A 26,265-nucleotide genomic window follows, 5' to 3' on the forward strand; every position below is an offset into this window, starting at 1 on the left:
CGTTATATTAAACGCGCTTGCTATAAGAATATTTTACTCATGAGTGAGAATCTGGTTATTTATTACCCTTAACCATTATCGACCACGATATTGCTTTTACGTAACAGTGGGCAATCTGTTATCCCCAAGAAACCACTTTTAGTGTGCAAGTATTGTACCGTGCTGGTGCCTCTGGCAGTCAGATAGGTACATTGCAAACCTAATCCTGCGGCATTCTCTTTGCTTCCAATCAAAACGCCATATCCGCTGAGTAATAATCCTATCCATACCAGTGCTATCAGCATAACTGTGCGAATGATGAATCGCATTACAACCTCTTCTCTTTTTATGTTCGCTTAATCGTAGCGGCAATATGCGCTGAAGCAAGCGACTCATTCCGAAAAAGCACGAATATCGACATAGTTAGGCGCTGTTTAACTAACGCATGCTAGTTTAATGACATAAGGTAGGTGAAACGGAGATTGGAGTGAAAAAGTTTCGATGGGTCGTTCTGGTTGTCGTGGTGTTGGCTTGCTTGCTGCTTTGGGCGCAGGTATTCAACATGATGTGCGATCAGGATGTACAATTTTTCAGCGGAATTTGTGCCATTAACCAGTTTATCCCGTGGTGATATCATTTTTTCAGCACTAGATTTTCTTCCTCTCCAGCAGTGGTAGAATAGCGCCTCTACTCAGAGGTGGTGAAATGAACGAAGTTGTAAATTCAGGCGTGATGAACATTGCGTCTTTGGTTGTATCGGTGGTGGTTCTTCTTATCGGGCTCATCTTGTGGTTTTTTATTAATCGTGCCAGTTCTCGGACTAACGAACAGATTGAACTGCTTGAGGCGTTGCTGGATCAGCAAAAACGTCAAAATGCACTGTTACGTCGTTTGTGCGAAGCAAACGAACCAGAGAAAGCAGATAAAAAGACCGTTGAGAGTCAAAAATCGGTTGAAGACGACGATATTATTCGTCTGGTCGCCGAACGATAATCCTTCCTCAATCTTGAGTAACCCCGTCGTTGAAGGGTTACTCAATTCATCCTGATTATACGCACTATCATGGTGCAACTGCTTCAAATTAAAACTCTGGTCTGACTTCAAATAATTATCATATTATTTATTTGCGTAACGGGATATCAGAAAAAGATATTTTCCTCATTAATTTATTAGGATGTTTACATCGGATTTGTGATTAAGTGTGGTATTATTTATTAGCGAAACGTTTCTCTCTTGATTTTTTTGCTCACTCATCAATTTTTCTTATTTTAAATTTACAATCCCTTTGGGGATTGACTTCTCTTTAGGGTAATTGATAGCCGTTAACTGACTGTTTTATGAGAAAAAGTGATATAACTTTTTATTCATTGCATAGCAGAAAATGTGATATTGCACGCACTATGTAATAACTTCTCCCACTGGCCTGGAACAACTGAACTTATTGAACTATGTTAGAAAATACGCCAGTTTAAGTATCTGCCTGAACTGGCAAGGTTAAGCACAATGATATATCGGCGCGTATTCCGTTGCATAAGTGTGCAAAAAAAGTGGAAGACGTATCGAGATTTGTGCGTCTGATCGAGACATGTTTAAAAATGGCTTGCCATAATTAACGTTGTATGTGATAACAGATTTCGGGTTAAACGAGGTACAGTTCTGTTTATGTGTGGCATTTTCAGTAAAGAAGTCCTGAGTAAACACGTTGACGTTGAATACCGCTTCTCTGCCGAGCCTTATATTGGTGCCTCATGCAGTAATGTGTCAGTTTTATCTATGTTATGCCTGCGGGCGAAGAAAACAATCTAAGGAATTTTTCAAATGGCAAAGATTAAAGGTCAGGTTAAGTGGTTCAACGAGTCTAAAGGTTTTGGCTTCATTACTCCGGCTGATGGCAGCAAAGACGTGTTCGTACACTTCTCCGCTATCCAGGGTAATGGCTTCAAAACTCTGGCTGAAGGTCAGAACGTTGAGTTCGAAATTCAGGACGGCCAGAAAGGTCCGGCAGCTGTTAACGTAACAGCTATCTGATCGAATCCACTGATCTGAAGTGTGAATACGCTTCAATCTCGCTATAAAGCCTCGTCGAATGCGAGGCTTTTTACTATGCTTTATCTTCGCTCCTGGCGTTCGGATATTTGCCCGCCGCGTGATTCGCGTTACACTTGCGGCCTTTAGTATCCTGCCGGAGTTGTCATGTCTTTTTCCTGTCCACTTTGCCATCAGCCTCTTTCGCGTGAAAAAAACAGCTATATCTGTCCCCTGCGACATCAGTTTGATATGGCGAAAGAAGGGTATGTCAATCTGCTGCCCGTTCAGCATAAACGGTCTCGTGATCCGGGCGACAGCGCGGAAATGATGCAAGCACGCCGCGCATTCTTAGATGCCGGACATTATCAGCCGCTGCGTGATGCAATTGTCGCCCAACTGAGGGAACGGCTTGATGATAAGGCCACGGCGGTGCTGGATATTGGCTGTGGTGAAGGGTATTACACACACGCATTTGCCGATGCGTTGCCCGAAATCACCACGTTTGGTCTGGATGTTTCGAAGGTAGCGATAAAAGCGGCGGCGAAACGCTATCCGCAGGTCACTTTTTGTGTCGCTTCCAGCCACCGTTTGCCGTTTTCCGATACCAGTATGGACGCCATAATACGTATTTACGCGCCGTGTAAAGCAGAAGAATTAGCACGAGTAGTGAAGCCCGGCGGCTGGGTCATTACTGCCACGCCGGGACCGCGACATTTGATGGAGCTGAAGGGGCTGATTTACAATGAAGTACATCTTCATGCACCTCATGCAGAACAACTGGAAGGTTTTACATTACAGCAGAGTGCGGAGTTGTGTTATCCGATGCGTCTTCGCGGTGATGAAGCCGTCGCATTATTGCAGATGACGCCGTTTGCCTGGCGTGCGAAGCCAGAAGTCTGGCAAACACTGGCAGCAAAAGAAGTGTTCGACTGCCAGACGGACTTTAATATTCACCTCTGGCAGCGTTCTTATTAACCGTGGAAGTGCGTCCAGAGGATCTGGACGCCGATGCCGATCAGTACCAGCCCGCCGAGAATTTCCGCTTTTTTCCCAATAATTGAGCCGATAAAGCGACCAACCATCATCCCTAATGTTGACATAATCAAGGTTGCACAACCAATGGCCAATGCGGTCGCGATAATGTTGACCTGCAGGAAAGCAAGACCAACACCCACAGCCATGGCATCCAGGCTGGTGGCAATCGCGGTGGTTACCAGTAGCCAGAAACCGTGTCGACGGCGCGGCTCTTCATCTTCATCATCTGCGCCACGAAAACCCTCAATAATCATTCGCCCGCCGAGGAATATCAGCAGCACAAACGCAATCCAGTGGTTCCATTCAAGGACAAACCGGCTGGCTAACATGCCCATTCCCCAGCCGATCAGCGGCGTCAGGGTTTCGACGGCACCAAAAATAAGGCCGGTTCGCAATGCTTCAGAAAATTTCGGTTTATGGAGGGTGGCACCTTTACCGATTGATGCAGCAAATGCATCCATCGACATACCAAACGCAAGAAGAACAGTAGCAGTGATATTCATGACAATGTCCTGACCGGGGTATCCATAAAACACATCATCGCCCCCAGCAAACATGCATACATGAACAACAAGCCGTGATGGTTTTCGCGTTCATGCAGGCATAGCGATTGATGTGCATATGGTCTCGCCTGACTGAAAGTATTCAGTCCGTACGTGCCACGTTTTGCAACGAGTATGTTGACACGTACATTTCCGGAATCTGGAAATCGGCTACTCCCCAAATGAGGGCGCAACCTTAACATATTTTGAGAATATAAAACAACTGTTGGAATATATTATTTCATTGCTTTATTGATAACGATTTTCATTTAGATTTATATATCAATGAAACGTTAAAATAAATAACAAATAAGGGAAGAGGTAATATAGCCTAAGCTATGTCTGATTATTAAAAATACACTAAACATAGCTTTGGCTAAATTCATAACTTATTGAGTTAAAACGAGAAGCTTATAAATTTTTTCCAGATCGTCGATATTTCGAACGCGGATTAACAGCCGACGCTGTTCTAATTGCATCACCAACACGCCATCTTCCGACAAGTTCATCGCTTTGATTCGGCTATATTCAATCCAGACATTGGCGAAGAAAAAACCTTTTTGTTTAAAGATGATCTTCGGAACGCGGATCCAGAATATATAAAAACCCATCAGAGCCAGTGCGCTTAATAACCATGTCGTTATTAGCGCGCCATGATTCGTGACGTTGTTATAGATAAGAATGACAATCAATCCGACGAAGATAACGCTATCGATGCGACCACGCCGGAGCAAAGGAATTGCCAGCAGGGTGGGGCCGTTACGGCGGGGCATGATGAACTGATCGTAGATCGCGAAGGCCAGGAGTGCGGCGATGAAAAGAATCAGTACCAGGTCCGTGATTGTCATTAATCCTCCAGATAAAAAAACGGGGCCAAAAGGCCCCGGTAGTGTACAACAGTCTTACAGTCCCAGCAGGCCGCAAGCGTAACCAGCGATACCGATGACGAAGAAGCCAACGATGATCCACAGCGGGTTAACTTTTTTGCGCAGCAGCCACATACAAGCAAAGGTCAGCAGCAGTGGTACCAGGCCTGGCATTAACTGGTCAAGAATGGTTTGCACGGTGGTGACACGGGTCTGTCCATCCTGCCCGGTGATGGTCGAAACCACCAGCGGGATGTTGACATGTGTCCACTTGTTAACCAATGCCCCCATGACAAACAGGCCGAGGATAGACGCCCCTTCCGTCAGTTTTTGCAGGAAGCCACCACCCATATCTTTAACGATATCGATACCTTTGGAGTAACCATACGCTACGCCGTAGTAACGGGTTGCCAGACGCACCAGGTTAAACAGGATGAAGAACAGCAGCGGACCTAACAGGCTGCCGCTCATCGCGATACCGGCACCCAGTGCTGCAAATACCGGACGTACGGTTCCCCAGAAGATCGGGTCGCCTACACCAGCCAGCGGCCCCATCAAACCGACTTTGATACCGTTGATAGCACCGTCATCGATCTCTGCGCCATTAGCACGCTGTTCTTCCAGCGCCAGGGTTACGCCGAGAATCGGCGCAGCCACGAACGGCTGGGTGTTAAAGAACTCCAGGTGACGGCGAATAGCTTGTTTACGAGCTTCGTTGTTCTCAGGGTAGAGGCGACGAATTGCCGGTACCATAGAGAAGCAGAAACCCAGTGCCTGCATACGTTCGAAGTTCCATGAACCCTGGAAGAGGTTAGAACGCAGGAAGACGCCACGAATATCACTTTGAGTGAGTTTTTTCTCGGTGGTAGTTTGAGTTGTATCAACCATTTCGCTCACCTGTTAGTCCAGTTCGTTATCGAGATCGTTGTTACCAGCAGCCTGAGCAGACGCACCGGCTACGCGGTTGTATTTCGGGCTAAGTTGGATGTAGAGCACTGCCATAACAGTACCGATCACACCCAGAGCAACCAGGTTAAAGTTGGTGAATGCTGCGGTGACGAAGCCGAGGTAGAAGAACGGCATCAGGTAGCCAGCACGCATCATGTTGATAACCATCGCATAACCAACCACCACGATCATGCCACCGGCGATATTCAGGCCATTGGTCACCACTTCCGGAATCGCATTCAGCATGTTCTGTACTTCGCTGGTACCAACAGACAGCGCAACGATGACGGCCGGAATAGCCACACGCATTGCTTGCAGGAACAGAGAAGAAACGTGGATCCAGGAAATCGCTGTCAGGTTTCCGTTATCAGCAGCCTTATCCGCAGCGTGCTGGAAAGCAACGGTAATAGTACGAACGATGATGGTCAGTACCTGGCCCGCAGCGGCCAGAGGGATTGCCAGTGCGATACCTGCACCAATGCTCTGATGACCTGCGATAACCAGAATGGTAGAAATGATAGAAGCCAGAGCGGCGTCAGGCGCAACTGCAGCACCGATGTTCATCCAGCCCAGCGCGATCATTTCCAGCGTACCACCGATAATAATACCGGTTTTCATATCCCCAAGAACGATACCCACCAGGGTACACGCGATTAGCGGACGGTGAAACTGAAATTCATCGAGGATTGATCCCATACCTGCGATACAGGCTACGATAAATACCAGCACAATTTGAAGAGTGGTAATCTCCATTGTACTTCTCCTGTTTACGTAAGACTTAAGTGTGAAAACTGAGTGATAATCAACACAATACGTTACTTATCGATTTTGCTGATCAGATCCATCATTTTCAGTTTCGGATCGGTGGAAACCTTACGGACTTCCAGCTCAATACCGCGCGCATTCAGTTTCTTGAACGCCTCGATATCTTTTTCATCAACCGAAACCGCGTTATTCACCTGGGTTTTACCCTGACGGAATGCCATACCACCGACGTTAACAGAGGTGATTTTCACGCCGCCTTCAACGAGACGCTCTACATCTGTTGGGTTGGTAAATAACAGCATTACGCGTTCGCCAGCATATTTCGGGTTGTTGTAGACGCGAATCATTTTGGCAACATCAACTACGTGTGCTGTTACGCCCGGAGGTGCAACCTGGGTGAGCAGTGTCTTACGAACGGTATCCGCAGCCACTTCATCACTAACAACAATAATACGGGAGACATTGGTTTCTTTGGTCCAGCGGGTGGCGACCTGACCGTGAATCAGACGGTCGTCGATACGCGCAAGGCCAATAACCATGTAGTCGTTTGGCCCCATTGGTTTTGCCGGAGTTGGAGCCGCTTTTGGTGCTGCGGCAGCGGGTGCTGGCGCGGCTTTTTCAACCGGTTTGGCTTTCAGAGCTTTCACGCCTTCACGGCCTGTTTCTACTGCCAGTGCCACCAGTTCATCAAAGCTTGGGTCATCATCACGGGCCATTAACGTTTCCACGAGCATTGGAATGTTAACGCCTGCAATGACTTCATAATGCTCTTTGTCGACGACAATGCGGCTGGCAGCATTGAACGGGCTGCCTCCCCATGTATCAACGAGAAACAGCACGCCTTTAGTGGTGTCGAGTTTTGCCAACTGAGCGTTGTACTTTTCAATCAGCGTTTCGGCATTTTCACCTGGAACGAAATCGATCCAGCCGACGTTTTCCTGCTCGCCTAACAGCATTTCTGCCGTTTTAAGCAACTGCTCTGCAGCCCAACCATGTGTGCCTATAACAATAGCAATGGTCACTTGCTACCTCCTTTATTATCGTTAACACCTCAACGTGCCAGATGTATTTTTGAATCGTCGTCCACAATCGAATCGATTCAGATAAGGGCTACAACCAAAAACCCCTGCGTTTCGCGATTTATTTTAGATATCGAAAAAATTATTTTATGTGATGAAGATCCGTAATTTAACTTTCGATTAGCAGAAATTTCGAAAGGTAAAATATCCTTGTCACATTCGTTTGCAAAGGAAGGTAAATCTTTGCCAAATCAGAGGCGTCTCTGATATGTTTAACTCCCGTTTAACAACCATGGAGTATAGGGCAGTAGCCCGCAGTATGGATCGTCACCGACGTCATTTCAGCATCAGGCCTTTTAACGCCTGCCTTTCTGGCTCTCTATGCCGCACCTTTCGTTTGCATTTTGTCGTTACGCCTGCATTATTTCTGGCGTCGAATAGCTATTCCTTAAGCAGGAGCTTGTCATGGAATTCTTAATGGACCCCTCAATTTGGGCGGGGCTACTCACGCTTGTTGTTCTCGAAATTGTGCTGGGTATCGATAACCTGGTCTTCATCGCCATTCTTGCTGACAAACTGCCGCCAAAACAACGCGATAAAGCGCGTTTGCTGGGGTTATCACTGGCGCTGATTATGCGTCTGGGGCTGCTGTCGCTGATTTCATGGATGGTCACGCTGACCAAACCGCTATTTACCGTCATGGATTTCTCCTTCTCCGGACGCGACCTGATTATGTTGTTCGGGGGGATATTCTTGCTGTTCAAAGCAACAACCGAACTGCATGAACGGCTGGAAAACCGCGATCATGATTCCGGCCACGGTAAAGGCTACGCCAGTTTCTGGGTGGTCGTCACACAGATTGTCATCCTTGACGCCGTCTTCTCGTTGGATGCGGTAATTACTGCAGTAGGGATGGTTAACCATCTGCCGGTGATGATGGCGGCGGTAGTGATTGCGATGGCGGTTATGTTGCTGGCATCCAAACCGCTGACGCGATTCGTTAACCAGCACCCCACGGTGGTGGTGCTCTGTCTGAGCTTCCTGTTAATGATTGGTCTGAGTCTGGTGGCAGAAGGTTTCGGTTTCCACATTCCGAAAGGTTACCTGTATGCCGCGATTGGCTTCTCGATCATCATCGAAGTGTTTAACCAGATTGCGCGTCGCAACTTTATTCGTCACCAGTCGACTTTGCCGCTGCGAGCGCGTACTGCCGATGCCATCCTGCGTTTGATGGGCGGGAAACGTCAGGCCAATGTTCAGCACGATGCCGATAACCCGATGCCGATGCCGATCCCGGAAGGTGCATTTGCCGAAGAAGAACGTTACATGATTAACGGCGTACTGACGCTGGCGTCGCGTTCTCTGCGCGGGATCATGACGCCGCGCGGTGAAATAAGCTGGGTTGACGCTAATCTCGGGGTCGATGAAATCCGCGAGCAGCTGCTCTCCTCACCGCACAGCCTGTTCCCGGTATGTCGCGGTGAACTGGATGAAATCATCGGAATCGTACGTGCTAAAGAACTGCTGGTGGCGCTGGAAGAGGGCGTTGATGTGGCGGCGATTGCTTCGGCGTCTCCGGCGATTATCGTCCCGGAAACCCTCGATCCGATCAACCTGCTGGGCGTGCTGCGTCGCGCTCGCGGGAGCTTTGTTATCGTGACCAACGAGTTTGGTGTGGTACAAGGCTTGGTCACGCCGCTGGATGTGCTGGAAGCCATTGCGGGTGAATTCCCGGACGCTGACGAAACGCCGGAAATCATTACCGATGGTGACGGCTGGCTGGTAAAAGGCGGTACAGATTTGCATGCCTTGCAGCAGGCGCTTGATGTTGAGCACCTTGCCGATGACGATGATATCGCGACGGTCGCGGGCCTGGTGATCTCGGCAAATGGTCACATTCCCCGTGTGGGCGATGTGATTGATGTAGGGCCACTGCATATCACCATCATTGAAGCCAATGATTATCGTGTTGATCTGGTTCGCATTGTTAAAGAGCAACCGGCGCACGATGAAGATGAGTAAGCGTTAACGTAACGGCATAATGGGCGTGATATGTCCATTATGCCGGGCGGGCGGCGGTTGGCTGCCCGCCAGCCATTTGGGAAAATCACGTAGCGGCATCGGCTGTGCGTACAAATACCCTTGCAAAATATGCACGCCATGACGGCGCAAATACTTCGCCTGTTCTTGCGTTTCCACGCCCTCCGCCACCAGTTCAATATTCAGTCTTTGCCCCAGCGCGATGATGATATCGGTCACCGTCGAGTTAACCGCGTCAGAACCTATAGCTGCGGTAAATGACTTATCAATTTTCAGCACGTCAGGACGTAATGTTTCAAGCCAGGAAAATGAACTGTTGCCGGTGCCGAAGTCATCAATCGCCAGTTTGACGTTTTTACGATGTAGCTCGCGGGCAATCCGATAATCAACATCCAGTAAGGCATCGCCTTCGGTGATTTCGAGGATCAGTTGCTGAATCGGGTGAGCGCTAAACCAGTACTGATTGAGATCTTTTATCAGCACACCACGGCGAAAATGGCTGGGTGCGACGTTAATGCCAACATGAAACTGACTACTCATCGGGAAAACATGGCGCTGACGAATGGTTTCTGCCATCACATAGCGGGTCAGTGGCACAATTAAATGATGTTCTTCCGCGATAGGAATAAACACATCCGGTGAAATCCAGCCCTGACGCGGATTGTTCCAGCGCAGCAAAATCTCTACACCAATACATTGCTGGCTGCGCGCATTAAGCAAAGGCTGACAGAACAATTCGAACTCATGTTGCGCCAGGCCCAGATTGATTTCGCGGGAAAAGCTCATCCGGTAAGCGGTCGCCAGCCAGGCGATGTAGCCCACCAGTAAACTTAGCAGCACCGCCAGCGGTAATTGTGTTGGAAGATAGTGCCATGCCAGCGCCGTAGCCCCCGGACCATTAACGTTAATGGTAAAAGGAAAGCGTTGCGAAGAAACCTGATAGTTTTCATTGTCTTCAGGTTGCGGAAGGGAATCTACCAGCCCATTACCATAGAGCAAATGCCGTTTGTCCACCGTCAGGCTGGCGCTACTGATTTGCGGCAGTTGTGGCTCAAGGAGCATTGCCGTCAGTAAGTCGATGTTAATCATCTCCATGACCCCAGCATTGCTACTGCCCGCTGCAGGCGTCCATTGAATCAAAACCGGACTGCCTTTAATCAGGGCACGGTCGATCGTCAGGCGTAAAAGTGGTTGCGGTGCAGGAAGTTCAGCCAGAATGTCCACGACGGGCACATTGCGATAACCAAAAATGCTGGAGCAATAGAGTGTGCCGTCTTGCACCAGGCCAATGGATCGCACAGTTTGGAGTTTTGCCGCCTGTTTACGTAATGGCAAATGGGCGACAGAGCAGGGCAGACCAATCAGCGGAAGCAAGACTTCGCTACCTGCCTGTAGGGGAAGCAGTACTTTATCTAATTCCTCTACAGCGTGATTGGCGAATTGTACTACCCGTTGTTGATTTAAGTTACGCTGTGAAATAAATCGCACGCTCAGGGTCGAAGCGAGCGTAACGAGTGCGCAAATCGTACAAACAATCATTCGATTACGGCGATAGGTTTTAATGATCCGTTGTGCTTTTTGCATGCGGGCCACCCTGTAAGCGTATGGCGACAAACGCCTGACGCAACAGTGGAAGTGTAGTGGGGAATATTACAGCAGACGAGAAAGCGGGTATAAATTCGCCCATCCGTTGCAGATGGGCGAGTAAGAAGTATTAGTCACACTGGACTTTGATTGCCAGACCACCGCGTGAGGTTTCGCGGTATTTGGCGTTCATGTCCTTACCGGTTTCGTACATCGTTTCGATGACCTTATCCAGCGAGACGCGCGGTGCACTGGTGCGGCGCAGAGCCATCCGTGCGGCGTTAATCGCCTTCACAGAGGCAATGGCATTACGCTCAATGCACGGCACCTGAACCTGCCCTGCAACCGGGTCGCAGGTTAAACCAAGGTTGTGTTCCATGCCAATTTCCGCCGCCACGCAAACCTGTTCCGGGCTACCGCCCAGCAGTTCTGCAAGACCCGCAGCAGCCATTGAACAGGCAACACCCACTTCGCCCTGGCAACCAACTTCCGCACCGGAAATAGAGGCGTTCATTTTATACAATGCACCAATCGCGCCCGCTGCCATAAAGTAACGGGTATAGATGTCCGGGCTGACCGATTCAATAAAGTGGTCATAGTAAGCCAGCACTGCCGGAACGATACCGCAGGCACCGTTGGTTGGCGCAGTTACCACACGACCACCGGCGGCGTTTTCTTCGTTAACTGCCAGCGCAAACATGTTTACCCAGTCAATGACATTCATCGGATCGTTAGACAGTTTATCGCTGGAAACTAACATCCGGCGCAGGGCAGACGCACGACGTGGCACGCGCAGCGGGCCTGGCAGTACACCTTCGGTGTTCATCCCGCGATCGATACATGCCTGCATGGTTTGCCAGACATGCGCGAAATACTCGTCGATCTCTTTCTTGCTGTGCAGCGCCAGTTCGTTCTGCATAGCGAGACCAGACAGCGAATAGCCGGTTTCATTACAGTACGCGAGCAGTTCGGTGGCAGATTTGAACGGATACGGCACGCTCACTTCGTTGGCAGCATCCTGACCAAAGTGTTCTTCATCGACGATAAAACCGCCGCCGATGGAATAATAAGTTTTGCTGTAGACGACTTCATCGCCGTTATAGGCGTGGATTTGCATACCGTTTTCATGCAGCGGCAGGTTGCCGTTATGAAAACGCATCCCGTTGTCGCGCGGGAAATCCACTTCATGCCGTCCCTGTGCCAGCAGCAGACGTTCGCGCTCTTCTACGTCGCGAATAAAACCGGGAATACTGTCGATATCCACGGTGGCAGGTTCGTTACCTGCAAGACCCATAATAATGGCGATATCGGTGTGGTGGCCTTTACCCGTCAGCGACAGTGAACCATAAACGTCCACGGCAACGCGAGTAACGCTATCCAGTAAGCCTTTTTCGACCAGATCATCGACGAACTGTTTACCCGCCTTCATAGGCCCTACGGTATGGGAAGATGAGGGACCAATCCCCACCTTAAACATGTCGAATAGACTAATCACGATAATACTCCTGACAAGGTGACTGGACTTCCAGTAACGAACTAATAACAGCGCATAGTGTAAGAGGGAACGCGGCGACTGGCTTAACTATTCACATGAATTAAACTAATCAAAAACCGCGATTTAACTAATATTGCGATGATTGTCTCAAGTAGTGTTTTGTAGATGTAAAGATAAGTATAGTCAGGGTTTCACACCAATTTGCAGCGCCAGCTCACGAATTATGCCTGCGGTCATTCCCCATACAAAATACTGTTCGTACCAGGACAGCCATACCCGATGTGAATCGCCACGGCGGTAGATATCTAAAGGGTGATAACGCCCCAGATGTAATGCCTGGGCGAGCGGCATTTCAAACACCGCCGAGACTTCATCTTCACTGGCGCGATACGGCAGATCGGGCGGGATAATGCCGACCACTGGGGTTACCTGATAGCCAGTTACGCTATCGACGGGCGGCAGCACGCCGATAACTTCAACGGCGGAAGGCGGTATAGCGACCTCTTCTTCAGCTTCGCGCAGCGCGGCGGCGATAACTGATGCGTCCGTGTCATCGACTGCACCTCCAGGGAATGCCACTTGTCCAGCGTGTTTACGCAGATGAATTGAACGCTGAGTCAGCAACAACCCCGGTTGCGGTCGACGGACGATGGGGATTAACACGGCAGCCTGACGATGATTTAGGGTTTCCCGGTTAATTTGCGGGCGCAAAAGTTGAAAGCGAGATAAAAAATCATCAAGCGTCAGGCTACGGTATTCCACGTCTTACTTCTCCAGTTGGCGTAATATCTTATTAACTTTATCAAAAGTTTCCTGATATTCCGCTTCTTCCTGGCTATCGGCGACAATTCCACCGCCCGCAGAGCAGTATATTTGTCCGTTAATGGCAGTCAGCGTGCGGATAGTAATGCTGGTATCCATGTTGCCGCAAAAGCTCAAATAGCCAATGCTGCCGCACCAGGCATTACGTCGCTGCGGTTCCAGTTCGTCGATAATTTCCATAGCCCGTACTTTCGGAGCCCCGGTTATTGAGCCACCAGGAAAAGCTGCGCGCAGCAGATCGCTGGCGTGTAACTGTTCTGGTAGTCGCGCCGTTATAGTGCTGACCAGATGATGCACGGCAGGGAAGGGTTCCACCACGAACAGCTCTGGTACTTTTACCGAACCGGCTACGGCAACACGACCGATATCATTACGCATTAAATCGACAATCATCAGATTTTCGGCACGATCTTTCGCTGAGTTCGCCAGTTTTTCTGCTTGTTTGCTATCTTCCTGAGGATCGGGCAGGCGTGGTAGCGTGCCTTTAATCGGGCGGGTCTGGATTTCACTATTATCACAAAGAATAAACCGCTCTGGCGAAAGGCTTAAAATTGCACCCTGTTCAAGACGTAAAAAAGCGCTAAATGGCGCGCGGTTGGCCTGATTAAGCTGAAGGAATGCCTGCCATTCATCGCCAGAATAGGTCGCATGAAAACGCTGGGCGAGATTCACCTGATAGCAATCACCGCTGTGCAGATATTCCTGTACCTGGCGAAATTTTTCGCCGTACTGCTCGCGGGTCATATTGGATTGCCAGTCGGAAGTGAGCGTGAAATCTTCCTGCGGCGAGAATTGCTGGCTTTCCAGCCAGGCCCGACGGGCATTGACATCATTATGACTCAGCAAAGAAACTGTATGACGCTGGTGGTCGACAATGAGCGCCCAATCGTAGATACCCACTGCCATATCCGGCAGAACGATATCTTGTTCCGCAATTTCTGGCAGTGACTCAAAACGGCGGCCCAGATCGTAGCCAAACAACCCCAGTGCGCCGCCCTGAAATGGCAAATCTTCGTTATGCGTTGGGCGAATGTCTGCGCGATCCAGCACCTGCTGGAGCACCTGTAGCGGGTCATCAGTAGTCGTTGTGCGTTTTTCGCTTTCACTAACAACGGTTTCTTTACCGAAAGTGGTTAAAGTGCAAATCGGATCGGCGACCACAATATCAAAGCGGCTATACGGATGATCGGCATAGCCGGAGTGTAAAAGCATCGCCCACGGCAGGTGGCTTAAGCGGGAGAAATAAAATTCAGCGGCGTCCTGACGCCAGGGTAAAGTAATCACAGCGGGAGATAACGTCTTCATCAGTCCTGACTCTACTGGCTATGTGCCGGGTAGCATGAAATAATTAGCGCCAACAATTTAGCAGGAGTTAACAATGTTTGCAGGTTTACCTTCACTCACCCATGAACAGCAGCAAAAAGCTGTCGAGCGGATCCAGGAACTGATGGCACAAGGGATGAGCAGCGGCCAGGCAATCGCGCTGGTGGCAGAAGAGCTGCGTGCCAACCACTCCGGCGAGCGAATCGTGGCGCGTTTTGAGGATGAAGACGAGTAACACACTAATCCGTATCGATTTCGTTATAGAAGCCGATGATCATTTGATTGTGAGAAAAAGGACGCTTTTTATATGTGATTAAAAGCGTCCTGACCCATTTATGCTGATATAAATTTAACTCAGACCAGTGCTTTTAGTTCTTCCTGCATATATGTTGAAAAGTATTCAGGATTTTTAATCACAGAGCGTTCACCTGTCTCCATTTTTTTTGCCCATCCAACCATTTTTTCCGTGAACCCAGGGTTCCAGCCTTCCTGGTCAGCTCGCGCCGTAATATCAGCGGCACTCGCGGGTACTCCCAGTTCTTTTAAATATTTAAAGATTCCCTTCGCCGTGCTTTCATTCATCGAACTTGGTGTTGGCGCTGATACATCCATGGCACCAATGAAATCCAGGGCTTTATCTATTACAGCAGGCATATTCTTATCCTTAAAATTAACCATGTTATCGATAAGACTATATATGACCTTAATTTGCATCTAATATCAAAGGGATTATAACGATATGGCACGAGTTAACCTGTTGACATTCAGGTGTTTTAAAGGTAGCAGCTCATGGTGTGTTATCCAGTAAGATGGAGAAATTTAACGGTCAGTCCTCACGCTATAACCAGATTATTCAGCTAAGAAAGAAAACCAGAGTTGCTAGTCAGAGGGCGAACACAACGGCATGGTTATGGTTATTTATATAGTTAGTTTTATAGATAAAATTGAAATTATAAAAATAAATAATGAATTAGCAGGAGCATCAACAGGTAATATCTTAATCTCTGGTCGATTTATGTAAAACCGACCAGTATTATCGATAAATTATCGTCTGACTTATTTTGCTTCGATAAAGCTTACACCGCAGCCACAATCTTAATTTCAACTTTATACTTCGGGTTCATCAAACCCGCTTGTACCGTGCAGCGCACCGGCGCATGACCCGCGACAACCCAGGCATCCCACGCTTTATTCATCGCCGCGAAGTCGTTTTTATCGGCCAGGAAAATGGTGGCATCCAGAATGCTCGATTTATTGCTGCCCTGTTTTTCCAGCACGGCGTCAATCTGCGCCAGCGTGTTGGCGGTTTGCTCAAAGGCATCGGCGTCGAGGTTTTCCGGTACACCAGTGTAGTAGAGCGTGTTGTTGTGGATTACTACATCAGACCAGCGGGCTTCAGCATCGATACGAACGATAGTCATCATTTTGTCCTCATTATCCTTCCATTTTCGTGCTGCAAAGACTGCCACAATGTGAGGTCGCCGTCACCACTTCAACTGGCGAAAGCGACCTCATCCTGACATAATCCCTGTTCAAATCAACAGGGGGTAGTGTGACGGACGATTTTGCACCAGACGGTCAGCTGGCGAAAGCGATACCAGGCTTTAAGCCGCGAGAACCACAGCGACAGATGGCGGTAGCCGTCACCCAGGCGATAGAAAAAGGCCAGCCGCTGGTGGTGGAAGCAGGAACCGGTACGGGCAAAACCTACGCTTACCTGGCTCCTGCGCTGCGGGCGAAAAAGAAAGTCATTATCTCGACCGGCTCAAAAGCGTTGCAGGATCAGCTCTACAGCCGCGATTTGCCAACAGTCTCAAAGGCGTTGAAATACACGGGCAACGTGGCGCTGCTGAAAGGGCGCTCAAACTACCTCTGCCTTGAACGTCTCGAACAGCAGGCGCTGGCGGGGGGCGATCTGCCGGTACAAATCTTAAGCGATGTGATCCTGCTGCGCTCCTGGTCTAATCAAACAGTCGATGGTGATATCAGCACCTGCGTCAGCGTGGCGGAAGATTCACAGGCGTGGCCGCTGGTCACCAGCACCAACGACAACTGTCTTGGCAGCGACTGCCCGATGTATAAAGATTGCTTTGTGGTCAAAGCACGTAAAAAAGCGATGGACGCCGATGTGGTGGTGGTAAACCATCATCTCTTTCTGGCGGATATGGTGGTTAAAGAGAGTGGATTTGGCGAGTTGATCCCGGAAGCGGACGTCATGATCTTCGACGAAGCCCACCAGCTACCGGACATTGCCAGCCAGTATTTTGGTCAGTCACTCTCCAGTCGACAACTGCTCGACCTGGCAAAAGACATCACCATCGCCTACCGCACCGAATTAAAAGACACCCAGCAGTTACAAAAGTGCGCTGATCGTCTTGCCCAGAGTGCGCAGGATTTTCGTCTGCAACTCGGTGAGCCAGGTTATCGCGGTAACCTGCGTGAGCTGTTAGCTAATCCGCAAATTCAGCGGGCATTTTTACTGCTCGATGACACCCTGGAACTTTGTTATGACGTGGCGAAACTGTCACTGGGGCGTTCCGCCTTGCTGGATGCGGCATTTGAGCGCGCCACGTTGTATCGCACACGGCTGAAGCGGCTAAAAGAGATCAATCAGCCGGGCTACAGCTACTGGTACGAATGCACTTCGCGCCATTTTACTCTGGCTCTCACGCCGCTCAGCGTGGCGGATAAATTCAAAGAGTTAATGGCGCAAAAGCCCGGTAGCTGGATCTTCACCTCAGCAACGCTGTCGGTGAACGACGATCTGCATCATTTCACCTCGCGGCTTGGGATAGAACAGGCGGAGTCGTTGCTATTGCCAAGCCCGTTTGATTACAGCCGCCAGGCGTTACTCTGTGTGCCGCGCAACCTGCCGCAAACCAATCAACCGGGTTCCGCGCGGCAACTGGCGGCTATGCTGCGCCCGATCATCGAAGCTAACAACGGTCGCTGTTTTATGCTTTGTACCTCGCACGCCATGATGCGCGATCTGGCCGAGCAGTTCCGCGCTACCATGACGCTTCCCGTATTATTGCAGGGGGAAACCAGCAAAGGGCAACTGTTGCAGCAATTTGTCAGTGCCGGTAACGCGCTTCTTGTGGCAACCAGTAGTTTCTGGGAGGGGGTGGACGTGCGTGGCGATACATTGTCATTGGTGATTATCGACAAATTGCCGTTTACCTCGCCTGATGATCCATTGTTAAAAGCGCGCATGGAAGATTGCCGTTTGCGCGGTGGCGACCCGTTCGATGAAGTACAACTGCCGGATGCGGTGATTACTCTCAAGCAGGGAGTCGGGCGACTGATTCGCGACGCCGACGATCGCGGGGTTTTGGTAATTTGTGACAATCGGCTGGTGATGCGTCCTTACGGCGCGACGTTTCTCGCCAGTCTGCCGCCCGCGCCACGCACCCGTGACATTGCCCGTGCGGTTCGTTTCCTTGCGATACCATCCTCCAGGTAATTTGTTACGGAGTATGGTATGATGCGCGCCTTTTTATTGATCTAAGCACGAAGACCCATGCGAATTCTGGCTATCGATACCGCGACAGAGGCCTGCTCTGTCGCCCTGTGGAACGACGGTACTGTCAACGCTCATTTTGAGCTTTGCCCTCGTGAACATACTCAACGAATCTTACCGATGGTGCAGGATATCCTGACCACCAGCGGAACTTCCCTGACTGATATTAACGCTCTGGCTTACGGGCGCGGCCCCGGTAGCTTTACAGGCGTGCGCATTGGTATTGGCATCGCGCAAGGGCTGGCGCTTGGCGCGGAATTACCGATGATTGGCGTCTCCACGCTAATGACGATGGCGCAAGGGGCGTGGCGCAAAAACGGCGCAACACGCGTGCTGTCAGCCATTGACGCGCGAATGGGCGAAGTTTACTGGGCCGAATATCAGCGTGATGAAAACGGTATCTGGCACGGTGAAGAAACCGAAGCCGTACTCAAACCCGAACTCGTTCATGAACGAATGCAACAGCTTTCCGGGGAATGGGTGACGGTAGGTACAGGCTGGCAAGCCTGGCCGGATCTCGGTAAAGAGAGCGGACTGGTTTTGCGCGATGGCGAAGTGTTACTCCCCGCTGCAGAAGATATGCTGCCGATTGCTTGTCAGATGTTTGCCGAGGGTAAAACGGTGGCGGTGGAACATGCCGAACCGGTTTATTTACGTAACAACGTCGCATGGAAGAAACTTCCGGGCAAAGAATGAATCTTAAGAGTATGCCCTGAGAAAAAAAGGAGTCGCATCATGGCGGTTCAAAAGAATGTTATCAAAGGCATACTGGCAGGTACGTTTGCGCTAATGCTGAGCGGTTGTGTCACTGTGCCGGACGCCATTAAAGGCAGCAGTCCCACGCCGCAACAAGATTTAGTTCGGGTGATGAGTGCGCCGCAGCTGTACGTTGGTCAGGAGGCACGCTTTGGTGGCAAAGTGGTTGCGGTACAAAACCAGCAAGGGAAAACCCGCCTGGAAATTGCTACCGTACCGCTGGACAGCGGTGCCAGACCGACGCTGGGAGAACCTTCTCGCGGTCGCATTTATGCCGATGTGAACGGTTTTCTGGACCCGGTGGATTTCCGTGGACAACTGGTTACGGTAGTCGGGCCAATCACTGGTGCGGTTGACGGAAAAATCGGCAACACGCCCTATAAATTTATGGTGATGCAAGTAACGGGTTACAAACGTTGGCATTTAACCCAGCAGGTGATTATGCCGCCTCAGCCGATTGATCCATGGTTTTATGGCGGTCGTGGCTGGCCCTATGGCTACGGCGGATGGGGCTGGTATAATCCCGGCCCCGCGAGAGTACAAACAGTTGTAACTGAATAATTGCTTGTTTTTAAAGAAAAAGAAACAGCGGCTGGTCCGCTGTTTCTGCATTCTTACGGTAAAGATAAAAATAAATAGTGACGCGCTTCGCAACCTTTTCGTTGGGTAATTATCAAGCTGGTATGATGAGTTAATATTATGTTAACGGCATGTATATCATTTGGGGTTGCGATGACGACGAACACGCATTTTAGAGGTGAAGAATTGAAGAAGGTTTGGCTTAACCGTTATCCCGCGGACGTTCCGACGGAGATCAACCCTGACCGTTATCAATCTCTGGTAGATATGTTTGAGCAGTCGGTCGCGCGCTACGCCGATCAGCCTGCGTTTGTGAATATGGGGGAGGTGATGACCTTCCGCAAGCTGGAAGAACGCAGTCGCGCGTTTGCCGCTTATTTGCAACAAGGGTTGGGGCTGAAGAAAGGCGATCGCGTTGCGTTGATGATGCCTAATTTATTGCAATATCCGGTGGCGCTGTTTGGCATTTTGCGTGCAGGGATGATCGTCGTAAACGTTAACCCGTTGTATACCCCGCGTGAGCTTGAGCATCAGCTTAACGATAGCGGCGCATCGGCGATTGTTATCGTGTCTAACTTTGCTCACACACTGGAAAAAGTGGTTGATAAAACCGCCGTTCAGCACGTAATTCTGACCCGTATGGGCGATCAGCTATCTACGGCAAAAGGCACGGTAGTCAATTTCGTTGTTAAATACATCAAGCGTTTGGTGCCGAAATACCATCTGCCAGATGCCATTTCATTTCGTAGCGCACTGCATAACGGCTACCGGATGCAGTACGTCAAACCCGAACTGGTGCCGGAAGATTTAGCTTTTCTGCAATACACCGGCGGCACCACTGGTGTGGCGAAAGGCGCGATGCTGACTCACCGCAATATGCTGGCGAACCTGGAACAGGTTAACGCGACCTATGGTCCGCTGTTGCATCCGGGCAAAGAGCTGGTGGTGACGGCGCTGCCGCTGTATCACATTTTTGCCCTGACCATTAACTGCCTGCTGTTTATCGAACTGGGTGGGCAGAACCTGCTTATCACTAACCCGCGCGATATTCCAGGGTTGGTAAAAGAGTTAGCGAAATATCCGTTTACCGCTATCACGGGCGTTAACACCTTGTTCAATGCGTTGCTGAACAATAAAGAGTTCCAGCAGCTGGATTTCTCCAGTCTGCATCTTTCCGCAGGCGGAGGGATGCCAGTGCAGCAAGTGGTGGCAGAGCGTTGGGTGAAACTGACAGGACAGTATCTGCTGGAAGGCTATGGCCTTACCGAGTGTGCGCCGCTGGTCAGCGTTAACCCATATGATATTGATTATCATAGTGGTAGCATCGGTTTGCCGGTGCCGTCGACGGAAGCCAAACTGGTGGATGATGATGATAATGAAGTACCACCGGGTCAACCGGGTGAGCTTTGTGTCAAAGGACCGCAGGTGATGCTGGGTTACTGGCAGCGTCCGGATGCTACAGATGAGATCATCAAAAATGGCTGGTTACACACCGGCGACATCGCGGTGATGGATGAAGAAGGGTTCCTGCGCATTGTCGATCGTAAAAAAGACATGATTCTGGTTTCCGGTTTTAACGTCTATCCCAACGAGATTGAAGATGTCGTCATGCAGCATCCTGGCGTACAGGAAGTCGCGGCTGTTGGCGTACCTTCCGGCTCCAGTGGTGAAGCGGTGAAAATCTTCGTAGTGAAAAAAGATCCATCGCTTACCGAAGAGTCACTGGTGACCTTTTGCCGCCGTCAGCTCACGGGCTACAAAGTACCGAAGCTGGTGGAGTTTCGTGATGAGTTACCGAAATCTAACGTCGGAAAAATTTTGCGACGAGAATTACGTGACGAAGCGCGCGGCAAAGTGGACAATAAAGCCTGAGTGTTAAGTCAGTCGTCAGACGCCGGTTAATCCGGCGTTTTTTTTGACGCCCACTAAAGAGAAAACAATTTGAATTACCAAATGATTACCACGGACGATGCGCTGGCTTCTTTGTGTGAAGCCGTCCGTGCCTTTCCGGCGATAGCCCTGGATACTGAATTTGTTCGTACGCGCACTTATTACCCGCAGCTGGGGTTGATTCAACTTTTCGATGGCGAGCATCTGGCGCTAATTGATCCTCTCGGGATCACCGACTGGTCACCGCTGAAAGCGATCCTGCGCGATCCGTCCATCACAAAATTTCTCCATGCAGGCAGTGAAGATCTGGAAGTGTTCCTCAATGTCTTTGGCGAATTACCACAACCCTTGATTGACACGCAAATCCTTGCTGCCTTCTGCGGACGCCCGATGTCATGGGGTTTCGCTTCCATGGTGGAAGAGTATTCCGGCGTTACGCTGGACAAGAGTGAATCGCGCACCGACTGGCTGGCCAGACCGCTGACCGAACGTCAGTGTGAATACGCAGCGGCGGATGTCTGGTATCTGTTACCGATCACCGCCAAGCTTATGGTAGAAACGGAGGCCTCCGGCTGGCTACCTGCGGCGCTGGATGAATGCCGCCTGATGCAAATGCGTCGTCAGGAAGTCGTTGCGCCGGAAGATGCCTGGCGTGATATCACCAATGCCTGGCAGTTACGCACACGCCAACTGGCCTGTCTGCAACTGTTAGCCGACTGGCGACTGCGCAAGGCGCGAGAGCGTGATCTGGCGGTGAACTTTGTCGTGCGTGAAGAGCATTTGTGGTCGGTCGCGCGTTATATGCCGGGAAGTTTAGGCGAACTGGACAGCCTGGGTTTATCCGGTAGCGAAATCCGCTTTCACGGTAAAACGCTGCTGGCGCTGGTGGAAAAAGCGCAGACATTGCCGGAAGAGGCCTTACCGCAGCCGATGCTTAACCTGATGGACATGCCTGGTTATCGTAAAGCGTTTAAAGCGATTAAGTCGCTGATTACTGACGTGAGCGAAACGCATAAGATCAGCGCCGAATTGCTGGCATCGCGTCGGCAAATCAACCAACTGCTGAACTGGCACTGGAAACTGAAACCGCAGAACAATTTGCCGGAGCTGATTTCCGGCTGGCGTGGTGAGCTGATGGCGGAAGCATTACACAATTTATTGCAGGAATATCCGCAGTAAAATCTTCCGAAGCCGGACTGGGCGCGCTCAGCGCCACATCCGGCTTTGGCAAACTACAAATCCAACACCAGGCGTTTACCCTTCGCACGCGAACAACAGATCAACATACTTTGCTGGCTGGCACGCTCTTCATCGCTAAAATACTGATCCCGATGGTCAGCTTCACCTTCCAGTATTGCTGTTTCGCAGGTTCCGCATACCCCTTCACGACATAAACATTCCACTTTCGCGGCTTTATTATTTTCAATAACCTGCAAAATAGTCATCTCTTCCGGCACCACAAACTCTTTTCCGGAACGGGCAAGCACCAGGGTAAAGGCATCGCCGGTTTTGTCTTCGATAGCAAATTGCTCAAAGTGCAGCGTATCGGCGACGATGTCCAGACGCGCAGCTTCACTTCTTACCGCTTCATTTAGCGCCTCGGGACCACAGGTATAAACGTGTGTGCCAGGTTCGATATCCGCCAATAATCGCGCTAATTCCAGTCGTGTTCCGGTTGATGAGTGATGCAAGTGAACTTTCTCAGCCTGCGGATGCTGGACTAGCTCATCACGAAATGCGCAACTTTCTGGATTTCGCGAGCAGTAATGTAGCTGCCAGTCGACGTCGCTGTGTTGCAGCTCTGCCATGTGCGACAGGAAAGGGGTGATACCAATACCGCCCGCGATAAACAGATGCTTTCTGGCTGAGGGAATTAGCGCAAACAGGTTATTAGGCGTTGAAATCGTTAACCGATCGCCCACTTTTACCTGCTGATGCAAAAAGCGGGAACCGCCGCGCGAGTTTTCCTCCAGCCGAACGGCAATCTGATAACAAGAGGTGTCATGCGGCGAACTCAGTAGTGAATACGCATTGCTGTACTGGTTATCACCATCGCTCATCTGCACAATGATGTGACTTCCTCCGGTGAACGCAGGCAGCGGTTTGCCATCGGTTGCCACCAGCGTGAAGCGTTTCACCTGTTCGGTAAGCGGTTCCACCTGACTCACCTGTACTTCAAACATTTGATAGTCTGACATTGCTGTACTCCATCAAAAATCAGCCCAGCGGCGGAAAATACCGCCGCCGATGTCATTAGTCCTTAAACACCTGCGCCAGCAGATTATGGAAATGGGCGATACCATGTTCGGAAATGCCACTACCGCTACTGTCGGCCATGATGCGCCCCTGACCACGATAGCCACGCGATTTCAGCCCTTTCTGTACGCTTTCAACCAGACGTAAATCTTCCGGACGGAACACATCGCGATACCACTCAATCAGCGATTTTTGCTCGTCGGTTAACTCTTCATTGGTGAAGTAAATATCGTAGTTTTGCAGGGTAGTTTCAGAATCCACCGGGAATTCATAAATGACCGTCATCATCCCTTTGATCGGGGTGACGTTCAGCATCGTGCACGGCCACAGCCAGAAACCGTGGAATGCCGCATCCGTACCCTCTTCAAATTTAAACGACTGTTCGGACGGTTTGGCGAAACCGTATTGCAGCGTCCAGTTACCGTGCATGGTGTGCCAGTAACAATCAACCTGTACGGAGTCGGAGAAACCTGGATGCGCCGGACCACAGTGATAGCACTCGAGATAGTTATCGACAATGTTCTTCCAGTTGGCAGGCGTGCGGGTGGTAAAGCGGGCCGCCAGTTTCAGATCGTGGACTTCCGGGCAGGCTTCCAGCACTTTCGCGCCCAGACCGGGTAACTGATCTTCTACGCTGGTGGCGTTGGGGTCCATGTTGATGAAGACGAATCCGGCATATTCTTCCAGACGCACCGGAACCAGTTGCGCTTTGTCGCTATCGAAATTGGCGACGTTTTCGCAGTTACGTGCATGGGCCAGATTGCCATCGAGTTTGAATGCCCATGCGTGATACGGGCAGGTAATCACATTTTTTGCTTTTCCTTCACCGCTCAACAACTGATGACCACGGTGCGGACACACGTTATAGAACGCGCGCAAAACCTTATCACGACCGCGTACCAGCACGATGCTTTCGCCAATGATCTCACGCGTCACATAATCATTGGCATTCGCCAGTTCGCTGCTGTGAGCGACGCAAATCCAGCTTTTGGCGAAGACGTTCTCTTTTTCGTGTTCAAACGCGTTCTGATCGGTATAAAAACGGGCAGGAATGGTCCACGCCTCTTGCGGGTTAGCGCAAAAATTTTCGGGTAGTACAAAGTCAGGGCTCAGATTGCTCATAGGGATACCTTTATCGTTAGGATGATGGCGCTCAGTTGTCGCCTTTGAATACGGTTCCCGCAGGGAGCACTGGCGTTTTTTCCAGGGCTTCAACCGGTGTCTGCGGGAGATAATGTTCAACTTGATGAGCCGGAATGTCGGCGTAATCCTGTTTCAGCCAGCGAATAAATCCGCCGACTTTCACCAGTAAAATGACGAGGAAGGGAAGGGCTGTGAGCACGACGGTGGTTTTCATCGTTTCCAGCGAAGCACCGGTAAACAAGATGGAAAGCGGGATCAGAGTGATCACCACGCACCAGAAAAGACGCAGCCCACGGTCAGGATCGTCACCTTCCTGGAGATTACGCGTACTGGTCGCAGCCATGGTGTAGGCCACCGCATCCATATGCGAGGCAAGGAAAATAATCATCACGCCCAGGTATGCGGCGAGGAACAATTTACCGGCTGGCAACGACATCAGAACTTGCTGTACAGCTGTTTCGCCGCCCAGTGTTTCCAGCACCTGTGGGACGTTGATTACGCCATTGATAAACTGATGAATGGCATAGCTTTCCATTACGCCGAAGAAGAACCAGCAACCGACGGTGCTGCCGAGGATCAGTCCCCAGATAACTTCTTTAATCTTACGACCGCGGGAAACGCGGGTGACAAACATTGCTACGCCAGGGGTGTATGAGATCCACCACAGCCAGTAGAAAACGGTCCAGTTGCGGGTAAATGAACCATCGCCAAGCGGATCGGTGAATAAGCTCATTTGCAGGAAGTTTTGCGTGGTCAGACCGATGGCATTGATGATGCTGTTGGTAATAAATTCGGTTGGGCCGACAATCAGCACCAGTAATGGCAGCAGGAACGCGCCCCAGCCAACCATTTTGCTCAGACGTTGCAAACCGTTGTTGATACCAATCCACGAGCTTAGGCAAAAAATGCCGCCGGAAAGCAGGATCACAAATGCCTGCACGGTGAAGTTATCGGGTAAACCGGTCAGCGCGGAAAGTCCACGAGTAAAGGTTGCTGCGGTGACAACAAGGGAAATAGTCAGTGCGCCGACAGTGGCGATCAGGAACATCAAATCAACCAGTTTTCCCCATGGGCCTTGCGGGCGAACGCCGGTAATCGCGGCAATAATGCCGGAAAGACTCAGACCTTTGTTTTTACGCACATGAAAGTGATAAGCCATGATTAATGAGGCCAGCGTATAAGTTGCCCAGGCGCTGATGCCCCAGTGGAAGAAGGAGTAAGGGACGCTAAATTCGAGTGCCTGTTGTGAACGCGGTGCGATATTTAATCCAGGCGTTTGATAATAATAGGCCCATTCAGCAACCCCCCAATAAAGCGTAGAAGAACCTAAACCGGCACAAATAAACATAAACAGGTAGGAGAGCGTGCTGTATTCCGGTTTTCCTTCGCCAAGACGAATATTGCCGTATTTACTGGTGGCTAAATAAATCACCAGTCCCATTGCCAGCAAAACCAATACCTGTACGGCGGAACCTAACGTACGCGTAACAAAAGTGTATATTGCGTTGGCCGCGTCGGCCGATTGTTGTGGGAAAAGGCTTAATGCAGCTGCGATGAAAAGAATGGCCACCAGGCTGATGCTTATCAGCGGCACATCTTTTTTCTTAACATTGCTCATCATGAGTCATCTCCTGGGCATAAAAGCCCGTCTCTGGCTTTTGCCAGTTGTAATTAT

The 26,265-nt window shown here is 50.2% G+C and carries 28 protein-coding genes; 13 read left to right on the forward strand and 15 right to left on the reverse strand.

What is annotated here, in order from left to right; translation table 11 throughout:
* Positions 1 to 68: 68 nt before the first annotated feature.
* The gene (locus tag HGD79_RS01945; protein ID WP_001211011.1) at positions 69 to 308 is read right to left on the reverse strand and encodes a YobH family protein; all 240 of its coding nucleotides are present in this window, start codon (positions 306 to 308) and stop codon (positions 69 to 71) included.
* 158 nt (positions 309 to 466) lie between these two features.
* On the opposite strand from HGD79_RS01945, the gene mgrB reads away from it, so the two are divergent.
* The 5 genes from mgrB (at position 467) to rlmA (ending at position 2,982) form a co-directional block, all read left to right on the forward strand.
* Positions 467 to 610, forward strand: coding sequence for a PhoP/PhoQ regulator MgrB (mgrB, locus tag HGD79_RS01950; protein WP_000714550.1), 144 nt, complete (start codon positions 467 to 469; stop codon positions 608 to 610).
* A 74-nt stretch (positions 611 to 684) separates the two neighbouring features.
* Entirely contained in the window at positions 685 to 972 is a 288-nt protein-coding gene (locus tag HGD79_RS01955; RefSeq protein ID WP_001006865.1) for a YebO family protein, read from the forward strand.
* Positions 973 to 1,641: 669 nt separating this feature from the next.
* Positions 1,642 to 1,785, forward strand: coding sequence for a DUF2627 domain-containing protein (locus HGD79_RS01960; protein ID WP_001295496.1), 144 nt, complete (start codon positions 1,642 to 1,644; stop codon positions 1,783 to 1,785).
* 12 nt (positions 1,786 to 1,797) lie between these two features.
* Positions 1,798 to 2,007, forward strand: coding sequence for a transcription antiterminator/RNA stability regulator CspE (gene cspE / locus HGD79_RS01965; protein ID WP_001062678.1), 210 nt, complete (start codon positions 1,798 to 1,800; stop codon positions 2,005 to 2,007).
* A 165-nt stretch (positions 2,008 to 2,172) separates the two neighbouring features.
* The gene (rlmA, locus tag HGD79_RS01970; RefSeq protein WP_096147398.1) at positions 2,173 to 2,982 is read left to right on the forward strand and encodes a 23S rRNA (guanine(745)-N(1))-methyltransferase; all 810 of its coding nucleotides are present in this window, start codon (positions 2,173 to 2,175) and stop codon (positions 2,980 to 2,982) included.
* Here rlmA and mntP read toward each other — a convergent pair.
* The 5 genes from mntP to manX form a co-directional block, all read right to left on the reverse strand.
* A complete protein-coding gene (gene mntP / locus HGD79_RS01975) occupies positions 2,979 to 3,545 on the reverse strand; it encodes a manganese efflux pump MntP (RefSeq protein ID WP_001296134.1) in 567 nt (188 codons plus the stop codon). The two genes, rlmA and mntP, sit on opposite strands and share 4 nt — an antisense overlap.
* Positions 3,546 to 3,973: 428 nt before the next feature.
* Complete coding sequence (locus tag HGD79_RS01980) at positions 3,974 to 4,432, reverse strand: DUF986 family protein (RefSeq protein ID WP_032205293.1); 459 nt, start codon at positions 4,430 to 4,432, stop codon at positions 3,974 to 3,976.
* A 54-nt stretch (positions 4,433 to 4,486) separates the two neighbouring features.
* Positions 4,487 to 5,338 (reverse strand): PTS mannose transporter subunit IID, encoded by an 852-nt coding sequence (gene manZ / locus HGD79_RS01985; RefSeq protein WP_001331209.1) that lies wholly within the window; start codon positions 5,336 to 5,338, stop codon positions 4,487 to 4,489.
* 12 nt (positions 5,339 to 5,350) lie between these two features.
* Positions 5,351 to 6,151 carry a PTS mannose transporter subunit IIC gene (manY, locus tag HGD79_RS01990; RefSeq protein ID WP_137587285.1) on the reverse strand — a complete coding sequence of 267 codons (801 nt, stop codon included), beginning with the start codon at positions 6,149 to 6,151 and terminating at the stop codon, positions 5,351 to 5,353.
* Between the two features lie 62 nt (positions 6,152 to 6,213).
* Complete coding sequence (manX, locus tag HGD79_RS01995) at positions 6,214 to 7,185, reverse strand: PTS mannose transporter subunit IIAB (RefSeq protein ID WP_000150543.1); 972 nt, start codon at positions 7,183 to 7,185, stop codon at positions 6,214 to 6,216.
* Positions 7,186 to 7,501: 316 nt separating this feature from the next.
* On the opposite strand from manX, the gene yoaL reads away from it, so the two are divergent.
* Both yoaL and yoaE read left to right on the forward strand, forming a co-directional pair.
* Positions 7,502 to 7,660, forward strand: a complete 159-nt coding sequence (gene yoaL, locus HGD79_RS26815) for a protein YoaL (protein ID WP_269212562.1) — start codon at positions 7,502 to 7,504, stop codon at positions 7,658 to 7,660.
* Entirely contained in the window at positions 7,648 to 9,204 is a 1,557-nt protein-coding gene (gene yoaE / locus HGD79_RS02000) for a CNNM family cation transport protein YoaE (RefSeq protein ID WP_000394983.1), read from the forward strand. The genes yoaL and yoaE overlap by 13 nt, the downstream gene beginning before the upstream one ends.
* Before the next feature lie 3 nt (positions 9,205 to 9,207).
* Here yoaE and HGD79_RS02005 read toward each other — a convergent pair whose 3' ends face one another.
* From HGD79_RS02005 to pabB, 4 genes are all read right to left on the reverse strand, one after another.
* Positions 9,208 to 10,806 (reverse strand): cyclic diguanylate phosphodiesterase, encoded by a 1,599-nt coding sequence (locus HGD79_RS02005; protein ID WP_053272932.1) that lies wholly within the window; start codon positions 10,804 to 10,806, stop codon positions 9,208 to 9,210.
* Positions 10,807 to 10,936: 130 nt separating this feature from the next.
* The gene (gene sdaA / locus HGD79_RS02010; protein ID WP_000624298.1) at positions 10,937 to 12,301 is read right to left on the reverse strand and encodes an L-serine ammonia-lyase; all 1,365 of its coding nucleotides are present in this window, start codon (positions 12,299 to 12,301) and stop codon (positions 10,937 to 10,939) included.
* A 183-nt stretch (positions 12,302 to 12,484) separates the two neighbouring features.
* Positions 12,485 to 13,063 carry a CoA pyrophosphatase gene (locus HGD79_RS02015; RefSeq protein ID WP_000456725.1) on the reverse strand — a complete coding sequence of 193 codons (579 nt, stop codon included), beginning with the start codon at positions 13,061 to 13,063 and terminating at the stop codon, positions 12,485 to 12,487.
* A 3-nt stretch (positions 13,064 to 13,066) separates the two neighbouring features.
* Positions 13,067 to 14,428 carry an aminodeoxychorismate synthase component 1 gene (gene pabB / locus HGD79_RS02020; RefSeq protein WP_000854972.1) on the reverse strand — a complete coding sequence of 454 codons (1,362 nt, stop codon included), beginning with the start codon at positions 14,426 to 14,428 and terminating at the stop codon, positions 13,067 to 13,069.
* 73 nt (positions 14,429 to 14,501) lie between these two features.
* On the opposite strand from pabB, the gene HGD79_RS02025 reads away from it, so the two are divergent.
* Positions 14,502 to 14,681: a YoaH family protein gene (locus tag HGD79_RS02025; RefSeq protein WP_000457334.1), complete on the forward strand. Its 180-nt coding sequence runs from the start codon at positions 14,502 to 14,504 to the stop codon at positions 14,679 to 14,681.
* A gap of 119 nt (positions 14,682 to 14,800) precedes the next feature.
* Here the strand turns inward: HGD79_RS02025 and HGD79_RS02030 are convergent, their stop codons facing one another.
* Complete coding sequence (locus HGD79_RS02030) at positions 14,801 to 15,100, reverse strand: DUF1889 family protein (RefSeq protein ID WP_001111995.1); 300 nt, start codon at positions 15,098 to 15,100, stop codon at positions 14,801 to 14,803.
* A gap of 422 nt (positions 15,101 to 15,522) precedes the next feature.
* A complete protein-coding gene (locus HGD79_RS02035) occupies positions 15,523 to 15,867 on the reverse strand; it encodes a RidA family protein (protein WP_001295493.1) in 345 nt (114 codons plus the stop codon).
* Positions 15,868 to 15,998: 131 nt separating this feature from the next.
* On the opposite strand from HGD79_RS02035, the gene HGD79_RS02040 reads away from it, so the two are divergent.
* From HGD79_RS02040 to rnd, 5 genes are all read left to right on the forward strand, one after another.
* A complete protein-coding gene (locus tag HGD79_RS02040; RefSeq protein ID WP_000128847.1) occupies positions 15,999 to 17,909 on the forward strand; it encodes an ATP-dependent DNA helicase in 1,911 nt (636 codons plus the stop codon).
* A gap of 57 nt (positions 17,910 to 17,966) precedes the next feature.
* Positions 17,967 to 18,662, forward strand: a complete 696-nt coding sequence (tsaB, locus tag HGD79_RS02045) for a tRNA (adenosine(37)-N6)-threonylcarbamoyltransferase complex dimerization subunit type 1 TsaB (protein ID WP_001220997.1) — start codon at positions 17,967 to 17,969, stop codon at positions 18,660 to 18,662.
* A gap of 39 nt (positions 18,663 to 18,701) precedes the next feature.
* On the forward strand, positions 18,702 to 19,283 hold the full coding sequence (gene yeaY / locus HGD79_RS02050; protein WP_000290576.1) for a Slp family lipoprotein YeaY: 582 nt from the start codon (positions 18,702 to 18,704) through the stop codon (positions 19,281 to 19,283).
* Positions 19,284 to 19,487: 204 nt separating this feature from the next.
* The gene (gene fadD / locus HGD79_RS02055) at positions 19,488 to 21,173 is read left to right on the forward strand and encodes a long-chain-fatty-acid--CoA ligase FadD (protein WP_000758422.1); all 1,686 of its coding nucleotides are present in this window, start codon (positions 19,488 to 19,490) and stop codon (positions 21,171 to 21,173) included.
* 81 nt (positions 21,174 to 21,254) lie between these two features.
* On the forward strand, positions 21,255 to 22,370 hold the full coding sequence (rnd, locus tag HGD79_RS02060; protein WP_001303529.1) for a ribonuclease D: 1,116 nt from the start codon (positions 21,255 to 21,257) through the stop codon (positions 22,368 to 22,370).
* 53 nt (positions 22,371 to 22,423) lie between these two features.
* Here rnd and yeaX read toward each other — a convergent pair whose 3' ends face one another.
* Genes yeaX through yeaV form a run of 3 tightly spaced genes read right to left on the reverse strand, consistent with a single transcriptional unit; the run spans position 22,424 to position 26,211 of the window.
* A complete protein-coding gene (gene yeaX / locus HGD79_RS02065) occupies positions 22,424 to 23,389 on the reverse strand; it encodes a carnitine monooxygenase reductase subunit YeaX (protein ID WP_001287005.1) in 966 nt (321 codons plus the stop codon).
* Between the two features lie 55 nt (positions 23,390 to 23,444).
* Complete coding sequence (yeaW, locus tag HGD79_RS02070; protein ID WP_139496529.1) at positions 23,445 to 24,569, reverse strand: carnitine monooxygenase, oxygenase subunit YeaW; 1,125 nt, start codon at positions 24,567 to 24,569, stop codon at positions 23,445 to 23,447.
* 31 nt (positions 24,570 to 24,600) lie between these two features.
* Positions 24,601 to 26,211, reverse strand: coding sequence for a BCCT family transporter YeaV (yeaV, locus tag HGD79_RS02075; RefSeq protein WP_168848271.1), 1,611 nt, complete (start codon positions 26,209 to 26,211; stop codon positions 24,601 to 24,603).
* Positions 26,212 to 26,265 lie beyond the last annotated feature (54 nt).

It is taken from the genome of Escherichia sp. SCLE84, from assembly GCF_012584495.1.
GTDB lineage: Bacteria > Pseudomonadota > Gammaproteobacteria > Enterobacterales > Enterobacteriaceae > ECMA0423.